Here is a 16,560-nt window from a genome sequence, read left to right as displayed (position 1 = left end):
ATTCCTTCCTGGCCGGCTCAGGCACGGAGCCGGCTGAGTGTCTCGAAGCTGGTGGTGATGTCCGGCAGATAGGGCGCCGGCGACTGATCGTTCTCGACGTAGAAATGCTTGACGCCCGCCACCTGGTTGAGCGTGAAGATGTCGGCGAAGTCGATCGTGCCCTTGCCGACGCTGGTCATCGCGCCGTCGGCGGTCATGTCCTTGACATGATAGGCGTAGACGTGGCCGGCGACGCGGCGGATCAGCGCCTTGGGGTCCTGCCCCGCCTTGATCGCCCAGAACAGGTCGATCTCCAGCTTGACCAGCGCCGGATCGCGATCGGCGATCAGCACGTCGTACAGGGTGCGGTCGCCGACCTTGTTGGTGAACTCGAAATCGTGATTGTGATAGGCGAAGCCGAGGCCCTGCTTCTTCAGCGCCGCGGCGAAGCGGTTGAAGTCGGCGACCGCGCGCGGCCAGGCGTCGGCGGTGCGGTACTGATCGACCATATAGGGCACGACGATGGTGTCGGCGCCGAGCGTCTTGGCCATTGCCACCGCCGCGTCGAACTTGCTCCCCAGCGCCTCATAGGCAACGTGGAGCGACGGCGATTTGAGGCCGAGCCGGTCCATCGTCTTTCGGAGCGCGGCGTGGTCCATGGTGTCGTAGCCACCACCGCCATACTCGACCTCGCGGTAGCCGATCGCCGCGACCTTCTCGAGCGTGCCCATCGGGTCGGCCTGGAACAGCTCGCGCACGGTGTAGAGCTGCAGGCCGACCGGCTTCGATGTCTTCGCAGCCAGCGGCCGGGTCGCGAAGGCAGTCGCCAGGGCGGCGCCGCCGGCGAGGATGTGACGTCGCGTTGCCATCATGACGAATAGACCTTGTTGACCTTGGAATAGAGGAATGCGCCATCGTACTGGCCCGGCACCGGCAGATATTCGCGCTCCTGGGTGATGCCGATCTCCGAGGTGTAGTAGCCGGAGATGACGAGCTGGCGGAACTTGTCGAAGAAGTCGGCGCCGCCCGGGATCTTGTCCTCCATCGCCAGCGTCAGCAGCGCATCCTGTTGCTGCGGCGTCGCCTTGGCGGCGGCGACCTTGTAATCCTGCTGGCTGCGCGCCTCGATCGCGTCGAGGCCGGCGAGGATCGGCTTCTTGTCGTCAGGCATCGCCCAGTCGGCGAGCAGCTTCTCGATGAATGCCGGCACGCCCGCGGCGATCGCGCCCGGCGTGTCGGTGGTCGGGATCACCCGCTCGCTGAGCGCGCTCACCAGCGCGCGCTGCCCGGCGGTGAAGACGCCGGCGCTCGGCGGGCCTTCATTGATCAGTTCCGTCGCGGCCACCTGCCCCGCCGCGCGCGCGATCGGCGCGAACAGCGCGGTGCCGAACATCGCGACGATGCCGGCCATCGCATCCCTGCGGTCGATAATCACTGCTTACCTCCTGTCGAATCTTGGCTCAGCGCCGCCTCGGGGAGCGGACGCACCCAGATGTTGCGGAACGACACCGGCGAATCATGGTCCTGAAGCTGGATCGGCGCGGCATCGCCGTGCGCCTCGTATTTGGCGACCTGACGCCAGATGGTCGTGCCGAGCATCGCCTGGTGGTTCTGCACCAGCACGCCGTTCAGGAACGCGGTGACATAGGCCGGGCGCTTGACCGAGCCGTCGGCGTTGAAGCGCGGCCGCTCGAACACGATGTCGTAACTCTGCCATTCGCCCGGGCGGCGCGAGGGATTCACCAACGGCGGCTTCCAGCCGTAGATCGCCCCGACGGTGCCGTCGGCATAGGTGGGGTTCTGGTAGCCGTCGAGGATCTGCACCTCATAGCGCTGCATGAACCAGATGCCGCTGTTGCCGCGATCCTGCGAGCTCTTCGTCGGCGGGTTGGGCGAGCGGAACTCGAGATGGAGCTGGACGTCGCCGAAGCTCTGCTTGCTGACCAGCAAGCTCTCCTTCCCGCCCACGCGCGGCGGGACGGTCACCGCGCCGTCCTTGACTGGCCAGGGCGTGCCAGTCGCGGTCCAGGCATCGAGCGAGCGACCGTCGAACAGCACCACCGCATCGGACGGCGCCGCTCCCGGCGTGGCGCCGGGCGTCACCACCGCCGGATAGGGCCGGTCGGCGTCATGGACGTGCCACTTGCCGTCGGGCAGCATCGGCGTGTCGCGGAAGCCGGGCTTCTCCTGCGCAGCCGCGATGCCGGTCGCCGCCAGCAGCCCGGCCGCCAAACCTACGATATACCTCAAGCGCTTCCCTCCGTTACGCACGATCGATGTCCCGATAGGCAGCGACCAGCTGATCCTCGCCGGCGCGGCCCTTCAGCGAATTGCCATGCTCCATGCCGATCACGCCGGCATATTTCCGATCGCGCAGCCATTTCACGATATTGCGGTGGTTGATCTCGCCGGTCCCAGGCTCGTTGCGGCCGGGATTGTCGCCGAACTGGATATAGCCAATCTCGCTCCAGCAGGTCTCGAGCGTGTTGATCAGGTTCCCGGCCTGGATTTGCGCGTGATAGAGGTCGGCGAGCACCTTCACCGCCGGGCTGTTGACCGCGCGCGCGACCGCGAAGCCCTGCGGGATGGTCTGCATGAACACGCCGGGGTGGTTCACCAGCGTGTTCAATGGCTCCATCACCATCACCAGCCCGTGCGGCTCGAAGATCTCGGCGGCGCGGCGCATCACGTCGATCACGCGCGCGGTCTGGATCTCGACGGGCAGCCGGCGGTCGAGGAAGCCCGTCACCACCGTCGTCCATTTGGCATTGAGCCGCTTGGCGACCTCGACCGAGGCGCGGACGTCGGCCAGGAACGCCTCGCGATCGCCGTCGTCGTTGCCGCCGAGCACCGGGCGGAATTCGGACCACTTCGGCATGCTCGCGACGAACACGCCCATCGTCATGCCGCGCGAGGCCAGCGCCTTGGCCATCGCCTCCTGCTCGGCGATCGGGCGACCCGCAGCCTCATTGTCCTCCCAGGCCGTGAAGCCCTGGTCGGCGGCATAGGCGATCTGCTCGATCCGGTCGCCGCGGCTCGCGAAGCTGCCTTCGTGCGGCGCATAGGCGAGCGAGAAGCGCGCAGCATTCTGCGGAGGCGGCACAGCCGCCGCACGCGTCATCGCCGCTGCTCCCGCGGTAGCGGCGCTCGCCGCCAGGACCGATCGCCGGCTGAGCTTCACGCTGCCTCGCCTGCGAGCACCGCCCGCGACTTGCCGCGCTCGCGCAGCCAGATGAAGCCGAACACCGCGAGCAGGACGACCGGCAGGATCGCCAGCCGCTGGAACGACACCGACGCCGCCGCATCCTCGACCGCAAGCTTCGCCGCACCGGCCAGCTTCGCGAAGGCCTCGGGCCCGCCGGCGAACTCGATCTTGGCGCGATCGAACATCGCCCCCAGCAGTGGCAGCACGAAGAAGCTCGCGAGCGCCCCCGCCGATCCGACCAGGCCCATCGCCCACGACCCGCCGCGCGGATAGCGTTCGGCGACCGAGGCGAGCATCGTCGGCCACATCACGCAGACGCCCAGGCCCCACACCGTCGAGGCCAGGATCGCCGCGACCGGCGACTGCGCCAACGACAGCATGAACAGCCCGATCGCCGCGAGCAGGCTCGACACCCACAGCAGTCCCGGATTGGAGATCTTGTTCGCCAGACGTCCCGCGAAATGGCGGAACACGAACATCAGCGCGTTGACGTAGACCAGCAGCAGGATGCCGCGCATCCCCACCCGGTTCGACAGGGCGACGTCGATCCACTGCCCCGGCGCCAGCTCCGACGCGGCGGTAAGGAACATCGCGCCGAACCAGATGAAGAAGCTCGGGCGGCGGAACACCTCGCTCACCATCTCGCCGAAGCTCACGCCGCTCTGGGCGCGGAGCGGCGGCGGGAAAGTCGTGATCGCGGCGATCAGTACGGTCGCGGCGGCCGGGATCATCACCAGCGCCATGATCCCCTGCCAAGGCAACGTCGCCGACAGGAAGAAGCCGATCAGCCCGCCGACGATGATCCCGCCGGGGAACCAGGCATGCAGCACGTTGAGCCGGTGGGTGGTGTCCTCAGGGTATAGCTGCGCGGTCAGCGGATTGATCGTCGCCTCGGTCAGCCCCCAGCCGATGCCGCTGACCAGCATCCCCAGCCAGACGATCGTGTACACGGTCATCCCGCTGGCGAGATGGCCCGCGCCGACGATCAGCAAGGGCCCCAGGATGAAGCACAAGCCCGCGCCCAGCAGGCACCGCTTCATGCCGAGCTGGTCGAGGAAGGCGCTGGCGACGAACAGGGTGATCGCGAAGCTGAGGAAGGCCGCACCGAGGGCGGCGGCGAGCAGCTCGCCCGCCTGCAGCGGCGCGATCGGGTCGATCCATTCGGCCTTGAGCCCGCTGGCGATGGCGCCGCGGATCGCCAGACTGGACGCCGCGGTGAACAGGGCGAGCACGCCCAGCCAGAACAATCGGCCTTTGTTCAATGTCTCGGCCATTGCCGCTTCCCTCCCCTTATCGTTCTTGTCCGCCCGGTCGTCAGCTCAGCCCGAGTAGCTTACGATTGAGCCCCGGATCGCTGCCCGCGGCGAAATCGTCGAAGGCGCGTTCGGGCCGGCGGATCATGTGCGCGGCGATGAACGGCGCCCCTTCGCGCGCGCCGTCCTCGGGATGCTTGAGGCAGCATTCCCATTCGAGCACCGCCCAGCCCGAATAGCCGTACTGGGTCAGCTTCGAGAAGATGCCGGTGAAGTCGACCTGCCCGTCTCCCAGCGACCGGAACCGGCCCGGCCGGTCGATCCAATCCTGGTAGCCGCCATAGACGCCCGAGCGCCCGGTCGGGTTGAACTCGGCATCCTTGACGTGGAACATCCGGATGCGGTCGTGATAGATGTCGATGAACTCGAGATAGTCGAGTGCCTGCAGCACATAATGGCTGGGATCGTAGAGGATGTTGGCGCGCGGATGGTTGTTTACCGCGGCCAGGAACCGCTCGAACGTCGCGCCGTCATGAAGGTCCTCGCCCGGATGGATCTCATAGGCGAGGTCAACGCCCGACTCCTCGAATGCGTCGAGGATCGGCCGCCACCGCCGCGCCAGTTCGGCGAAGGCTTCCTCGATCAGGCCGGCCGGGCGCTGCGGCCAGGGGTAGAAGAACGGCCAAGCCAGCGCGCCCGAGAAGGTCGCATGGGCGTTGAGGCCGAGTCGTCGGCTCGCCTTGGCGGCGAGATGAAGCTGCTCGACCGCCCACACTTGGCGCTCGGCCGGCTTGCCGCGCACCGCCTCGGGCGCGAAGCCGTCGAATGCCGCGTCATAGGCAGGATGGACCGCGACCAGCTGGCCCTGGAGATGCGTCGACAGCTCGGTGATGTCGACGCCCGCCTCGCGGCAGGTGCCGGCAAGCTCGTCGCAATAATCCTGGCTTTCAGCGGCCTGCTTGAGATCGATGCAGCGCGCATCCCAGGTCGGGATCTGCACCCCGACATAGCCCGCCTCCGCCATCCAGCGCGCGGCCGACGCCAGCGTATCGAACGGCGCCGCATCGCCCATGAACTGGGCGAGGAAGACGGCGGGACCCTTCACCGCGCAACTCCTGCGAATCGCATTATTTGGTCGCGGTCTTGAGATAGGCGATCAACGCCTTGCGCTTCGCCGCGTCGGGCACCCGCATCACCATCCGCGTCCCCGGCACCTTCTGCGTCGGCGCAGCCAGGAACTGGTCGAGCGTCTGCTCATTCCAGCGGATGTTCGAGGCCTTGAGCGCCGGAGTGTACCCGGCGAAGCCCGGCGCGGTGCCGGCCTGCCGCCCGAACAGCCCGTGGAGATTAGGGCCCATCGTGCCCTTGGCTCCAGCCTGGAGCGTATGGCACGCGCGGCACTGGCCGAACGCTTGCGCGCCGGGATCGGGCGCGGCCTGAGCCTGCACGGGCGGCAATAGGGTTGGTGTTAGCGCTAACAGGGTCGCCGCGGGCAGCAATCCGACCAAAAATTTCATTATCCTCTCCGGTCTGGAAACGATCGGTCACCTCATGTAACCGGCTCCGGCCATAAGATGCAACCTTAGTCTGACATCGATATCAATCAACGCCGGAAAAAGCGAAAGGGAGAGCATGGTCGCGAGCACGGGACGCAGAATCCGCTACGGCATGGCCGGCGGCGGCGAAGGCGCCTTCATCGGCGCGGTCCACCGCAGGGCGGCGGCGCTCGACAGCGATTATACCCTGGTTTCGGGCGCCTTCAGCAGCGATGCCGCGCGCAATGCCCGCAGCGGCGAGGCGATCGGGCTCGACCCGTCGCGCGTCTATCCGACCTTCGAGGACATGATCGCCGGCGAGCGCGCGCTGCCCGAGGACCGGCGGATGGAGGCGCTGGCGATCGTCACCCCGAATCACCTCCACGCGCCGATGGCGATCGCGGCGCTCGATGCCGGCTTCCACGTCATGTCGGAAAAGCCGATGGCGCTGAACCTCGACGAGGCACTGGCGATTCGCGACGCGGTGCGGCGCAGCGGGCGGCTCTATGCGCTCGCCTTCACCTACAGCGGCTATCCGCTGGTCGAGGAGGCGCGGCTCCGCGTCGCGCGGGGCGATTTCGGCAAGATCCGGCTGGTGCAGGTCGAATATCTGCAGGGCTGGCTGAGCGCGCCGATCGATCGCGACGGCCAGAAGCAGGCGGAATGGCGCACCGATCCCGCCCGCGCCGGCCTCGGCGGCTGCCTGGGCGACATCGGCACGCACGCCTTCCAGCTCGCCGAGCATGTCTCCGGCCTCAGGATCGAGTCACTGAGCGCCGACCTCACCATCCATGTCCCCGGCCGGCGGCTGGACGACGACGTGTCGGCGCTGCTCCGCTTCGAGGGCGGTGCACGCGGCACGCTGAAGGCGAGCCAGGTCGCGGCCGGCGAGGAGAACGGTCTGCGCCTGCGCGTCTACGGCGAGAAGGGCGGACTCGAATGGGCGCAGATGGAGCCCAACACGCTCACCCTGCGCTGGCTCGACCGCCCCGCCGAGATCGTGCGCGCGGCCGGGCCGGGGCTGACGCCGGCGGCCGCCGCACGCTTCCGCACGCCATCAGGGCATCCGGAAGGCTATATCGAAGCCTTCGCCAACCTCTACCGCGAGTTCGCGGCGGCGATCCGCGATGGTGCGGATGCTGCGCCGACCCTTGGAGAGGCATGGTTCCCGTCGCTTGACGACGGGCTGCGCACCATGGCTTTCGTGGAAGCCGCGGTCGCGAGCAGCGCGGGAGACGCGAAGTGGACCGGGCTGGCGGTCAAATAGGAGCAACTGTCTCCGCTCTTCCGTTCGCCCTGAGCTTGTCGAAGGGCCGTCCTTCTTCTTCGAGGAAGAAAGGACGGGGCTTCGACAAGCTCAGCCCGAACGGAGATGTGGGCCCGCCGACTGCTCAAAACCGGAAACGCCCACCCAGCGACAGCACGATGGCATGGGCGTCGGTCAGCTCGCCGGAGGTCAGGATCGGCGTCTGCGCCGGCGTGCCCGCATAGGCGGCGGTCACGCGGTCGATCGTCGCGTCGGCGAAGTCGACGTAATTGGCGGCGGCGTCGATGGTGAAGCGGCGGCTGAGATCATAGGAGGCGCCGGCGCCGAAGTTCCAGCGGTTGGCATCAGGCACGCGCGCGTCCCGCTCGCCGTCGACGGTCGGGGTGGTCGCGTGCTGCACGCCGGCACGCAGCGTCAGCTTGGGCGTGACGGCATAGTCGACGCCGCTGGCCAGGCTCCAGCTGTTGCGATAGTTCTCGGGAAGGGCGGTGTTGAGCGGCGCGCCGAGGCGGATCGCGTCGAACTTGTTCCAGGTGAAGCGCACCGCCTGCGCATTGAGCGTGAGGCGGTCGGTGGCGCGGAAGCGGCCGCCGACGATGATCTGCGCGGGCGTGTAGAAGGTCGCCTCGACATCGGACAATGACATGTTCGAGGGGGCGAGCGGCCCGACCAGGCCGGTGATGTCGAGATCGCCGTTCAGGTGATGCTTGATCGCCGACTTGTAGCTGACGCCGACCGTCGCCCAGTCGTTGTGGAGCTGGACGCCCGCGGTCCAGCCCACGTCCCAGCCGTTGCCCTTCAACTTCTGCCGCCCGTCCGGCAGCGTGGCGAGGAGGTTGGGCAGCGCGTTGCTGAGGCTGGCGTCGGTATATTCGACGTTGACGCCCGCGCCGATCCGCAGCCAGTCGGTCGCCGCGAAGGCGATCGACGGCTGGATGTCGACGGTGAGCAGCTTGGTACGGGCGGCGCTGTAGCGCGCCCAGCTCGTCGCCGGATAATCGGTGGTGAAGCTATAGGGAGACGAAACCGCAAGGCCCACGGCCAACCGGCTCGACAGCGGCACCGCGATCGCGCCCGACGGCAGCACGCCGTTGTCGATCGGATTGCGCGTCGTCGCGTCTCCCCCGACCGGCGCGAGCGGCTGGCCCGGCCGGCCGATCAGCGTGCCGGTGTCGGTCACCTTGCCGCGCGGCAGGATCGCCGAAGCGGCGATCGCCGCCTCGATGTCGGTGGTCTCCGCGATCGCGGCGGGATTCCACCAGAGCGACGAAGGTCCGGTGTCGGCGACCTCGCCCGAAAAAGCCCTTCCCGCTCCGCGCGCCGACTGTTCCTGCAGGTAGAAGGCCTGGCCATGCGCCGCACCGGCGAAGGCGAAGGACGAAAGGCCGACGGACAGCGACAAGGCGACCTGGGTACGCAGCGACATGGGCGGGAATCCTGATAAAGGTTAGCGTGGCAGCAAACCGGCCGGAGCGGGTTTCGGTTCCGCGCCGCTTATGCCTGCCCCGCATCCAGCGCAACGCGCAGCCCGGCGACCGCGGCATCCGCCTCGGCGCCGTTGAGGCTGGCGAAGCCGACCCTGAGCCCGCGCGGCGCATCCTCGCTCGCCATGTACGATCGCGACGCGGCGAAGCGCAGCCCCATGGCCTGCGCCCGCGCCTCGATCGCGTCCATGTCGCGCCCTGGAAAGCGTAGCCAGAAGGCGAGCCCGCCGTCGGGCAGGTCGAACCGCGCGCGCTGGCCGAGCCCGTCGCGCAGCTTCTGCGCGAAGGCGAGCCGGCGCGTCGCATAGACCTGCCGCGCCTTGCGCGCGTGACGCCGCAGCTCGCCGCTCGAGACCAGTGCCGCCGTGGCATTCTCGGTGATCGTGTTGCCCATGCCGTCGGTCAGCGACACGGCGTGGGCGAGCGTGCGCGTTACCGCCTCGGGCGCGACGACATAGCCGATGCGGAGCGCCGGCAGCAGCAGCTTCGACAGCGAGCCGACATAGACGACATGCTCGGGCGCATAGACCGCCATCGGCAGCAGCGGCTGCGAGGCGAAATGGAATTCGTGGTCGTAATCATCCTCGATGATCGCGAAGCCGAACTGGCGCGCGAGCTCGAGCAGCCGCAGCCGCCGCTCGGGCCGCAGCGCGACGGTGGTAGGAAACTGGTGATGCGGCGTCAGGAACAGCGCACGGATGCGCTGCCGCCGGCACGCCGCCTCGACCGCCTCGACGTCGATCCCCTGCGCATCGAGCGGCACCGCCGTCACCCGCGCGCCGAGCGCCCGGAAGGCGGCCACCGCCGGCTCGTAGGTCAGCGCCTCGACGATCACATGATCGCCGGGTCTCAGCAGTGCCTGCGCGGTCAGGAAGATGCCGTTCTGGCTGCCGCGGGTGATGCAGATCTGCGCCGGCGTCACCGCCAGCCCGCGCTGGCTGCGCAGCATCTCGGCGAGGCTCTCGCGCAGCGCCGGAGCGCCGAGCGGATCGCGATACTGGAGCTGGTTGGACCGGGCGGCATCGCGGACTGCGGAGCGATAGGCATTGGCAAGCACGTCGGCCGGAAACAGCCGTCCGTCGGGCGTGCCCTCGTCGAGCTTGATTCCCCTTCCGTCGGGCAGCGCCAGCGGGCGCGCGGGCGCCGGCAACACGCGATAGAGCGGCTGGCCGTCTATACCTGCGACCGCGACCGGCCGCGAAACCTTGCTGACGGGATCAGGAAAGGTCGACGATACCAAAGTGCCGCGTGTGCCGGCCGAGGTCAGCCAGCCCTGCGCGATCAATTCCTCATAGGCGAGCACCACCGTCTTGCGGTTGACCCCCAGGTCCTCGGCCAGCTCGCGGCTGCTCGGAAGATAGGTGCCGGGCGTCAATCGGCCGCGCTCGATGTCGCGCACGATCGCCGCGATGATCTGCATATAGACCGGCGTGTTCTTCGCCGGATCGATCCGGTCCCCGAGGGTCAGCGGCAGGCGGCGCAGCATTGGACCGCTCCTAGCGCCTGTTTCCGGCAGGATTGGGGCCAATTGGACCCCTTGTCCGGATCGGTCTTGGGCATTGGCGGCGCCGGTCCGGCGCGCCAAGTCTCCGACATGGACATCTTCACCGACTTCGACGCCGCCGACGTGCGCACGCTGATCGAGGGCTATCCGCTCGCCTGGGTGGCGGCGCCGGACAGCGATATCGCCACCGCGAGCCTGCTGCCGCTGATCGGCGAGTTCGGCGAGGACGGCCGCCTCCGCGCGCTGATCGGGCATCTGGCGCGGCGCAATCCGCTGCACGCAAGGCTTGCCGAGACGGGCCGCGCGATCATTCTGTTCAATGGGCCCAGCGGCTATGTCTCCCCCGAGCACGCGGGGCGGCGCGACTGGGCACCGACCTGGAACTACGCCCAGCTCAGGATCACCGCCGATGTCCGCATCGATACGGACCTGACCGACCTCTCGCTCGACGTGCTGGTCGAAGCGATGGAGCGCGGACGGGCGACTCCGTGGAGCCGCGACGAGATCGCCGGCCGCTACTCGGCCATGGCCGGGGCGATCATCGGCTTTCGCGCCGAGGTCACGGCGCTGGAGGGACGCTTCAAGCTCGGCCAGGACGAGAAGGTCGAGACGCTGCGCGCGATCCTCGCCAGCCATCCCGATCCCGATCTCGTCCGCTGGATGCGGCGGTTCAATCCGGGGCGGTGCTGAGGCTATACCAAAATCCTCCCCGCTTGCGGGGAGGGGGACCGCCGAAGGCGGTGGAGGGGGCAGGCCTCGTGTTACATCGCCTGCGGAGATCCCCCTCCACCAGCTTCGCTGGTCCCCCTCCCCGCAAGCGGGGAGGATCTGGTGGGCCCGCCCTCTCAAGTTGCTAACGGACCACCAAAATGCTTAGCGAAGCCATGGTCGCCGAGATCGAACCCTTTCATGCCATGGCGATGAGCCGGCGAGCCCATCAGCTCGCGGCCGAAGGGCGGTCGATCGTCCACATGGAATATGGCGAGCCCTCCGCCGGTGCCCCCGCCCGCGCGATCGCGGTCGCGCACGAGCGGCTCGACAACGACGCGCTCGGTTATTGGGAAAGTACGCGCCTCAAGGAGCGGATCGCGCTTCATTATCGCGAGGATCACGGCGTCGCGGTCGAGCCCGAGCAGATCCTGCTCACCGCCGGCGCCTCGCCCGCGCTGGTGCTCGCGCTGCTCAGCCTGTTCCGGCCCGGCGCGCGGGTGGCGTTCGCGCGGCCGGGCTATGTCGCCTATCGCAACACGCTGAAGGCGCTCTACCTCGAGCCGCTGGAGCTGGGCTGCGGCCCGGCCGAGCGCTTCCAGCTCACCGCCGCCGCGATCGAGCGGATCGATCCCGCGCCCGATGGGCTGGTCATCGCGAGTCCGGCCAATCCGACCGGGACGATCATCGACCCCGCCGAGCTCTCCGCGATCGTCGACGTCTGCCGCCGCCGCGGCATCCGCATCGTCTCCGACGAGATCTACCAGGAGCTGAGCTTCGTCGGATCGCTCAGGTCGGTGCTGGCCGAGGCGCCGGATGCGCTGATCGTCAACAGCTTCTCGAAATATTACGGGATGCCGGGCTGGCGGCTCGGCTGGCTGGTCGTCCCGCCCGAGCTGATTCCCATCGCCCGCGCGCGGATGAGCAACCTGTTCCTCGCCCCCTCCACCCTCGCCCAGCATGCCGCGCTGGCGGCGTTCGACTGCCGCGAGGAGCTGGACGCGCGCGTCGCTGGCTATCGGCGCAACCGCGACCTGCTGCTGGAGGCGCTCGCCGACATCGGCCTCGACCGGCTCGCGCCGGCGGACGGGGCCTTCTACGTCTATGCCGACGTCGGCCGCTGGACCGGCGACAGCCTCGCCTTCTGCACCCGTTTGCTCGACGAGACCGGCGTCGCGACCGCGCCCGGCATCGATTTCGATCCGGTCGAGGGTCATCGCTTCATGCGCTTCAGCTTCGCGCTTTCGACCGAGCAGGTGCAGGAGGCGATCGCCCGCCTCGCCCCCTGGTTCCGCACCCAGCCGATGCGTGGGGCGGTTTCTCCCGCCGGCGCGCTTATATAGGTCTCCATGTCCGTAAGCCTGTTCGAGCTGTTCAAGATCGGCGTCGGCCCGTCGAGCTCCCACACCATGGGGCCGATGACCGCCGCCTGCCGCTTCATCGCCCTGCTGCACGAGCGCGGCGTGCTGGAGCGGGTGCAGCGGGTCACCGTCGCGCTCTACGGCTCACTGGCGCTGACCGGCTTCGGCCACGCCACCGACACCGCGACGATCGTCGGGCTGCACGGCATAGATCCGGAGAGCGCCGATCCCGATGCGGTGCCAGGGCTGATCGAGCAGGTCCGCAGCTCCGGGCAGCTGATGCTCGGCGGCACCCATGCCATCGCCTTCGACGAGCGCCAGGACATCCTCTGGCTCGGCCGCGAGCAGCTTCCCTTCCACCCCAACGGGATGCACTTCGATGCGCGCGACGCGGACGGGACGTCGCTGCTCGCGCGCACCTATTATTCGATCGGCGGCGGCTTCGTGCTCGACGAGGAACAGGCCCGCGCCAACCAGCCGGAGGAGGACCGGGTCGACCTCCCCTACCCCTTCCGCACCGCCGCCGAACTGCTCGACATGGCGGACGCGCAGGGGCTGACGATCGCCGAGATCGCGCTCGCCAACGAGGATGCGCACCGCCCGCGCGAGGAGACGCTTGCCGGCATCGACCGCATCGCCGCCGCGATGGACGGCTGCATCGACCGCGGGCTCGCCCAGCGCGGCGAACTGCCCGGCGGGCTCAAGGTCGGGCGGCGCGCGCCGCAGCTGCGCGCCTCGCTGCTGGATCGTGCGGAACGGCTGGCGGCCGATCCGCTGGCGACGCTTGACTGGATCAACCTGTGGGCGATCGCGGTCAACGAGGAGAATGCGGCGGGCGGCAAGGTCGTCACCTCGCCCACCAACGGCGCGGCCGGGATCATCCCGGCGGTGCTGCGCTATTACGATCGCTTCCACCACGGCACCGCGGAGGGGCGCCGCACCTTCCTGCTCACCGCCGCGGCGATCGGCGCGCTCTACAAGCGCAACGCCAGCATCTCCGCGGCCGAGGTCGGTTGCCAGGGCGAGGTCGGCGTCGCCTGCTCGATGGCGGCGGCGGGCCTCTGCGCCGTGCTCGGCGGCAGCAACGCCCAGGTCGAGAACGCCGCCGAGATCGGCATGGAGCACAACCTCGGCCTCACCTGCGATCCGATCGGCGGGCTCGTGCAGATCCCCTGCATCGAGCGCAACGCAATGGGCGCAGTCAAGGCGATCGACGCCGCCCGCCTCGCGCTGACCGGCGACGGCCATCACCATGTCACGCTGGACCAGGTGATCGACACCATGCGGCGCACCGGCGCCGACATGAAGGAAAGCTACAAGGAAACCTCGCTCGGCGGCCTCGCCGTGTACGTGCCCAACTGCTGAGTCCTTGAGCTCCTCCCCGGCACGGGGAGGGGGACCATTCACCGCCAGGTGAATGGTGGAGGGGGCTCGCCGCGAACGATGTAGCACGAGGCCTGCCCCCTCCACCGCCTTCGGCGGTCCCCCTCCCCGTGCCGGGGAGGATCTAGGTTGCCCCTTGGTCCCGCGCTTCCCCCCGAAATTGGATGTTTCGCACCCTCCCCCCGCACGGAAGATTGCAGCCGTATGACAAGCGATGGGGAAGCTCGACCGCACGATGTTCGCTGGCAAGGGCCACGCACCGAACAATGTTCGACGCGGACGGCCATCTTCGCGGCGAACGTCGTCCTGAGCTGACCTATGCTCCGACGGCTGGACCCACCAGCCAGAGGAGGCGGCGAGAAAACATAACAGAGCCGATTTCGCAGGAGGAGGAACATCGCGGGGCAGCAGCCCCAACGGACCGGGGACAACCCGGCCAGCGAACCCATGCGAAACTCAAGCCCAAGGGGGGAGTGATGAAGATGACACGGATGGTGATGACCGCGAGCGCCGCCGCGCTCGCGATGGGGATGCTGCTGCCTGCCGCCGCGTCGGCGCAGGAAGCCGAGGCGCAGGGCGAGGACATCATCGTCACCGCCACCAAGCGCGAGGAATCGCTCCGCGACGTGGCGCTGGCGATCAGCGCGGTCACCGGCGACCAGCTTGCGCAACAGGGCGCGCAGGGCCTGTCCGACTATATCGCGCGGATGCCCGGCGTGGTGTTCAACGACTATCAGCCGAGCGTGTCGGAGGTGATCATCCGCGGCGTCGCCTCGACCACCTACCACGAGCAGGGCCAGACCACGACGGGCTATTACCTCAACGAGATCCCGCTGTCGGAGCCCGGCTGGCCGACGCTGATCCCCGACGTCGACACCTTCGACCTCGACCGCGTCGAGGTGCTGCGCGGGCCGCAGGGCACGCTGTTCGGCTCCTCGTCGCTCGGCGGCCTCGTCAACTATGTCGTCCACACCCCCGATCCGACGAAGTTCGACGCCGCCGCCCAGGCGCTGATTGGCGCGACCGACAACAGCTCCGGCGACATGAACCATGCCGTCAAGGGCATGATCAACATCCCCCTCATCCAGGACAAGCTCGCCGTAAGGCTGGTCGGTCTCGATCGCTATGACTCGGGCTACATCGACAACACCCGCACCGGTGCCGAGGGGATCAACGACCTCCGCACCCGCGGCCTGCGTGGATCGGTGGTGTTCACCCCCGCCGAGGGCACGCGCATCTCCTACCTCTCGATGTTCCAGGAGACGCGGCTCGAGGACCAGACCACGCTGCGCCTCGGCGGCTATACCACCGACAGCTACCAGGCGCAGCCGCAGAGGACGCGGCTGTTCGTCAACAGCCTGCGCGTCGACCAGGATCTCGGCGACGCCGCGAAGCTGACCGTGCTCGGCGCGCTCAGCGACAAGAAGAACCGCACCGTGTTCGACGAGACGCCCACCGGCTATCTCCAGGGGGTGCCGGTGCTCAGCACCTACGTCGGCGACAACCACGCCAAGATCCGCAGCATCGAGGCGCGCGTCGCCTCGCAAGGCGAGCGTCGGTTCAACTGGCTGGTCGGCGTCTTCTATCAGTACAGCAAGAAATCGGTGGTGGAGGACGTCCACCAGGCCGGCGCCGCGGCGTTCATCGATGCCAACCCGGCGGACTTCGGCGGCTATCCGGGCAGCCTGCTGGCGCCCGGCGACGTCTTCAACCAGTATATTACCGGACAGTCGAACAAGGACCTCGGCATCTTCGGCGAGGTCTCGTTCAAGCCGGTGCCCCAGCTCGAGCTCACCGTCGGCGGCCGCTACTATGACGTGAAGGCCGACGCGCAGGTGACGATCCCGCCCTACGCCAGTTTCCGGGGCGAGTTCACGCCGACCGGCATCTCCTTCGGGTCGAAACAGGCGGAGAACGGCTTCACGCCGAAGGTGACCGTCGCCTATCGCCCCAACAAGGATTTCATGGCCTATGCGACCTATTCGCAGGGCTATCGCGTCGGCGGCGCCAATCCCAACGCCGGGCGGATCGGCGGCATCGGCGTCGGCGAGCTGCCGGTCTCCTACGACAGCGATACCGTCGACAATTACGAGATCGGCGCACGCGCGACGCTCGCCGGCGGTCGGCTGCTGCTCGACGCGACCTTGTTCCGCATCGATTGGAAGGACATCCAGGTCCGCCTGTTCTCGCCCGCGCCCTATTTCTACTCCTACGTCACCAACGCGGGCGGCGCGCGGATCGACGGCGTCGAGTTCAGCGGATCGTGGCAGGTCGCGCCGATCTTCCGCGTGGCCACCTCGGTGACCTATCAGGATTCGGAGGTCACCGAGCCGTTCGCAGGCTTCGCCGAGGGCCTCACCCTGCCGGGCTCGTCGAAATGGTCGGTGAACTCGACCGCGACGCTCGAGCTCAAGGACGTGCCGGGCAAGCCGCGGTTCGAGATCGCGCATCGCTACCTGTCATCGGCGCCGGTCGCGTTCGGCTCGCCGGCGACGCGCGGCGACTTCAACCTGTTCGACCTGCGCGGCTCGGTCGAGGTCGACGAGCATGTGTCGCTGTCGGCGTTCGTCAGCAACCTGTTCAACGAATATGGCGTGCTGAACGCGCCCTTCTCCGACTTCGACCCGCGTCCGCAGGGATCGGTGGTGCGTCCGCGCACCATCGGCCTCCGCTTCGACTGGCGTCTTTGAACGCGATATGCCGGGGCGCCGCCGACGGCACTCAATCCTCCCCGGCACGGGGAGGGGGACCGCCGAAGGCGGTGGAGGGGGCTGGCCTCATGTTACATCGCTCGTGGAGAACCCCCTCCACCAGCTTCGCTGGTCCCCCTCCCCGCAAGCGGGGAGGATCATGGGGCGCGGCGGCACTGTGCTCGCTAAAG

General features: G+C 68.4%; 14 protein-coding genes. 5 read left to right on the top strand and 9 right to left on the bottom strand.

The features are described 5' to 3' along the window. Window positions 1-17 precede the first annotated feature (17 nt). The 7 genes from LZK98_RS07350 to LZK98_RS07320 are packed head-to-tail and all read right to left on the bottom strand — an operon-like array spanning window position 18 to window position 5,885. Window positions 18-848, bottom strand: coding sequence for a sugar phosphate isomerase/epimerase family protein (locus LZK98_RS07350; protein WP_233785745.1), 831 nt, complete (start codon window positions 846-848; stop codon window positions 18-20). Beyond that, a complete protein-coding gene (locus LZK98_RS07345; RefSeq protein WP_233786526.1) occupies window positions 848-1,411 on the bottom strand; it encodes a gluconate 2-dehydrogenase subunit 3 family protein in 564 nt (187 codons plus the stop codon). The genes LZK98_RS07350 and LZK98_RS07345 overlap by 1 nt, the downstream gene beginning before the upstream one ends. Then, a complete protein-coding gene (locus LZK98_RS07340) occupies window positions 1,411-2,229 on the bottom strand; it encodes a 3-keto-disaccharide hydrolase (protein ID WP_233785744.1) in 819 nt (272 codons plus the stop codon). Before LZK98_RS07340 ends, LZK98_RS07345 begins: the two co-directional genes overlap by 1 nt. 13 nt (window positions 2,230-2,242) lie before the next feature. Further along, window positions 2,243-3,160 carry a hydroxypyruvate isomerase family protein gene (locus tag LZK98_RS07335; RefSeq protein ID WP_233785743.1) on the bottom strand — a complete coding sequence of 306 codons (918 nt, stop codon included), beginning with the start codon at window positions 3,158-3,160 and terminating at the stop codon, window positions 2,243-2,245. Continuing rightward, window positions 3,157-4,458 (bottom strand): MFS transporter, encoded by a 1,302-nt coding sequence (locus LZK98_RS07330; RefSeq protein WP_233785742.1) that lies wholly within the window; start codon window positions 4,456-4,458, stop codon window positions 3,157-3,159. Before LZK98_RS07330 ends, LZK98_RS07335 begins: the two co-directional genes overlap by 4 nt. A gap of 40 nt (window positions 4,459-4,498) precedes the next feature. Beyond that, window positions 4,499-5,509 carry a sugar phosphate isomerase/epimerase family protein gene (locus LZK98_RS07325; RefSeq protein ID WP_233786525.1) on the bottom strand — a complete coding sequence of 337 codons (1,011 nt, stop codon included), beginning with the start codon at window positions 5,507-5,509 and terminating at the stop codon, window positions 4,499-4,501. 55 nt (window positions 5,510-5,564) lie between these two features. Further along, the gene (locus LZK98_RS07320) at window positions 5,565-5,885 is read right to left on the bottom strand and encodes a c-type cytochrome (protein ID WP_233785741.1); all 321 of its coding nucleotides are present in this window, start codon (window positions 5,883-5,885) and stop codon (window positions 5,565-5,567) included. Between the two features lie 184 nt (window positions 5,886-6,069). Here LZK98_RS07320 and LZK98_RS07315 point away from each other — a divergent pair, with 184 nt between their 5' ends. Then, window positions 6,070-7,239: a Gfo/Idh/MocA family protein gene (locus LZK98_RS07315; protein WP_233785740.1), complete on the top strand. Its 1,170-nt coding sequence runs from the start codon at window positions 6,070-6,072 to the stop codon at window positions 7,237-7,239. A 124-nt stretch (window positions 7,240-7,363) separates the two neighbouring features. Here LZK98_RS07315 and LZK98_RS07310 read toward each other — a convergent pair whose 3' ends face one another. Together LZK98_RS07310 and pdxR are read right to left on the bottom strand one after the other, a co-directional pair. After that, window positions 7,364-8,665: an OmpP1/FadL family transporter gene (locus LZK98_RS07310; protein WP_233785739.1), complete on the bottom strand. Its 1,302-nt coding sequence runs from the start codon at window positions 8,663-8,665 to the stop codon at window positions 7,364-7,366. A 68-nt stretch (window positions 8,666-8,733) separates the two neighbouring features. After that, entirely contained in the window at window positions 8,734-10,209 is a 1,476-nt protein-coding gene (gene pdxR, locus LZK98_RS07305; protein WP_233785738.1) for a MocR-like pyridoxine biosynthesis transcription factor PdxR, read from the bottom strand. A gap of 108 nt (window positions 10,210-10,317) precedes the next feature. Between pdxR and LZK98_RS07300 the strand changes: the two genes are divergently transcribed. The 4 genes from LZK98_RS07300 (at window position 10,318) to LZK98_RS07285 (ending at window position 16,369) form a co-directional block, all read left to right on the top strand. Further along, window positions 10,318-10,917 (top strand): FMN-binding negative transcriptional regulator, encoded by a 600-nt coding sequence (locus LZK98_RS07300; RefSeq protein ID WP_233785737.1) that lies wholly within the window; start codon window positions 10,318-10,320, stop codon window positions 10,915-10,917. A gap of 194 nt (window positions 10,918-11,111) precedes the next feature. After that, window positions 11,112-12,278: an aminotransferase class I/II-fold pyridoxal phosphate-dependent enzyme gene (locus LZK98_RS07295; protein ID WP_233786524.1), complete on the top strand. Its 1,167-nt coding sequence runs from the start codon at window positions 11,112-11,114 to the stop codon at window positions 12,276-12,278. A gap of 6 nt (window positions 12,279-12,284) precedes the next feature. Then, window positions 12,285-13,661, top strand: coding sequence for an L-serine ammonia-lyase (locus LZK98_RS07290; protein ID WP_233785736.1), 1,377 nt, complete (start codon window positions 12,285-12,287; stop codon window positions 13,659-13,661). Window positions 13,662-14,155: 494 nt separating this feature from the next. Then, window positions 14,156-16,369, top strand: a complete 2,214-nt coding sequence (locus LZK98_RS07285) for a TonB-dependent receptor (protein WP_233785735.1) — start codon at window positions 14,156-14,158, stop codon at window positions 16,367-16,369. The last annotated feature ends 191 nt before the right edge of the window (window positions 16,370-16,560 follow it).

Source organism: Sphingomonas cannabina, assembly GCF_021391395.1.
GTDB classification, from domain to species: Bacteria; Pseudomonadota; Alphaproteobacteria; order Sphingomonadales; family Sphingomonadaceae; genus Sphingomonas; species Sphingomonas cannabina.
This window is presented reverse-complemented; position numbering and strand designations above follow the sequence as displayed.

Bases quoted from the DNA above. Each gene is read 5' to 3' on its own strand.
- LZK98_RS07310 (WP_233785739.1), bottom strand. From the start codon at position 8,665: ATGTCGCTGCGTACCCAGGTCGCCTTGTCGCTGTCCGTCGGCCTTTCG.
- LZK98_RS07290 (WP_233785736.1), top strand. From the start codon at position 12,285: ATGTCCGTAAGCCTGTTCGAGCTGTTCAAGATCGGCGTCGGCCCGTCG.
- LZK98_RS07350 (WP_233785745.1), bottom strand. From the start codon at position 848: ATGGCAACGCGACGTCACATCCTCGCCGGCGGCGCCGCCCTGGCGACT.
- pdxR (WP_233785738.1), bottom strand. From the start codon at position 10,209: ATGCTGCGCCGCCTGCCGCTGACCCTCGGGGACCGGATCGATCCGGCG.
- LZK98_RS07295 (WP_233786524.1), top strand. From the start codon at position 11,112: ATGGTCGCCGAGATCGAACCCTTTCATGCCATGGCGATGAGCCGGCGA.
- LZK98_RS07330 (WP_233785742.1), bottom strand. From the start codon at position 4,458: ATGGCCGAGACATTGAACAAAGGCCGATTGTTCTGGCTGGGCGTGCTC.
- LZK98_RS07300 (WP_233785737.1), top strand. From the start codon at position 10,318: ATGGACATCTTCACCGACTTCGACGCCGCCGACGTGCGCACGCTGATC.
- LZK98_RS07285 (WP_233785735.1), top strand. From the start codon at position 14,156: ATGAAGATGACACGGATGGTGATGACCGCGAGCGCCGCCGCGCTCGCG.
- LZK98_RS07315 (WP_233785740.1), top strand. From the start codon at position 6,070: ATGGTCGCGAGCACGGGACGCAGAATCCGCTACGGCATGGCCGGCGGC.
- LZK98_RS07325 (WP_233786525.1), bottom strand. From the start codon at position 5,509: ATGGGCGATGCGGCGCCGTTCGATACGCTGGCGTCGGCCGCGCGCTGG.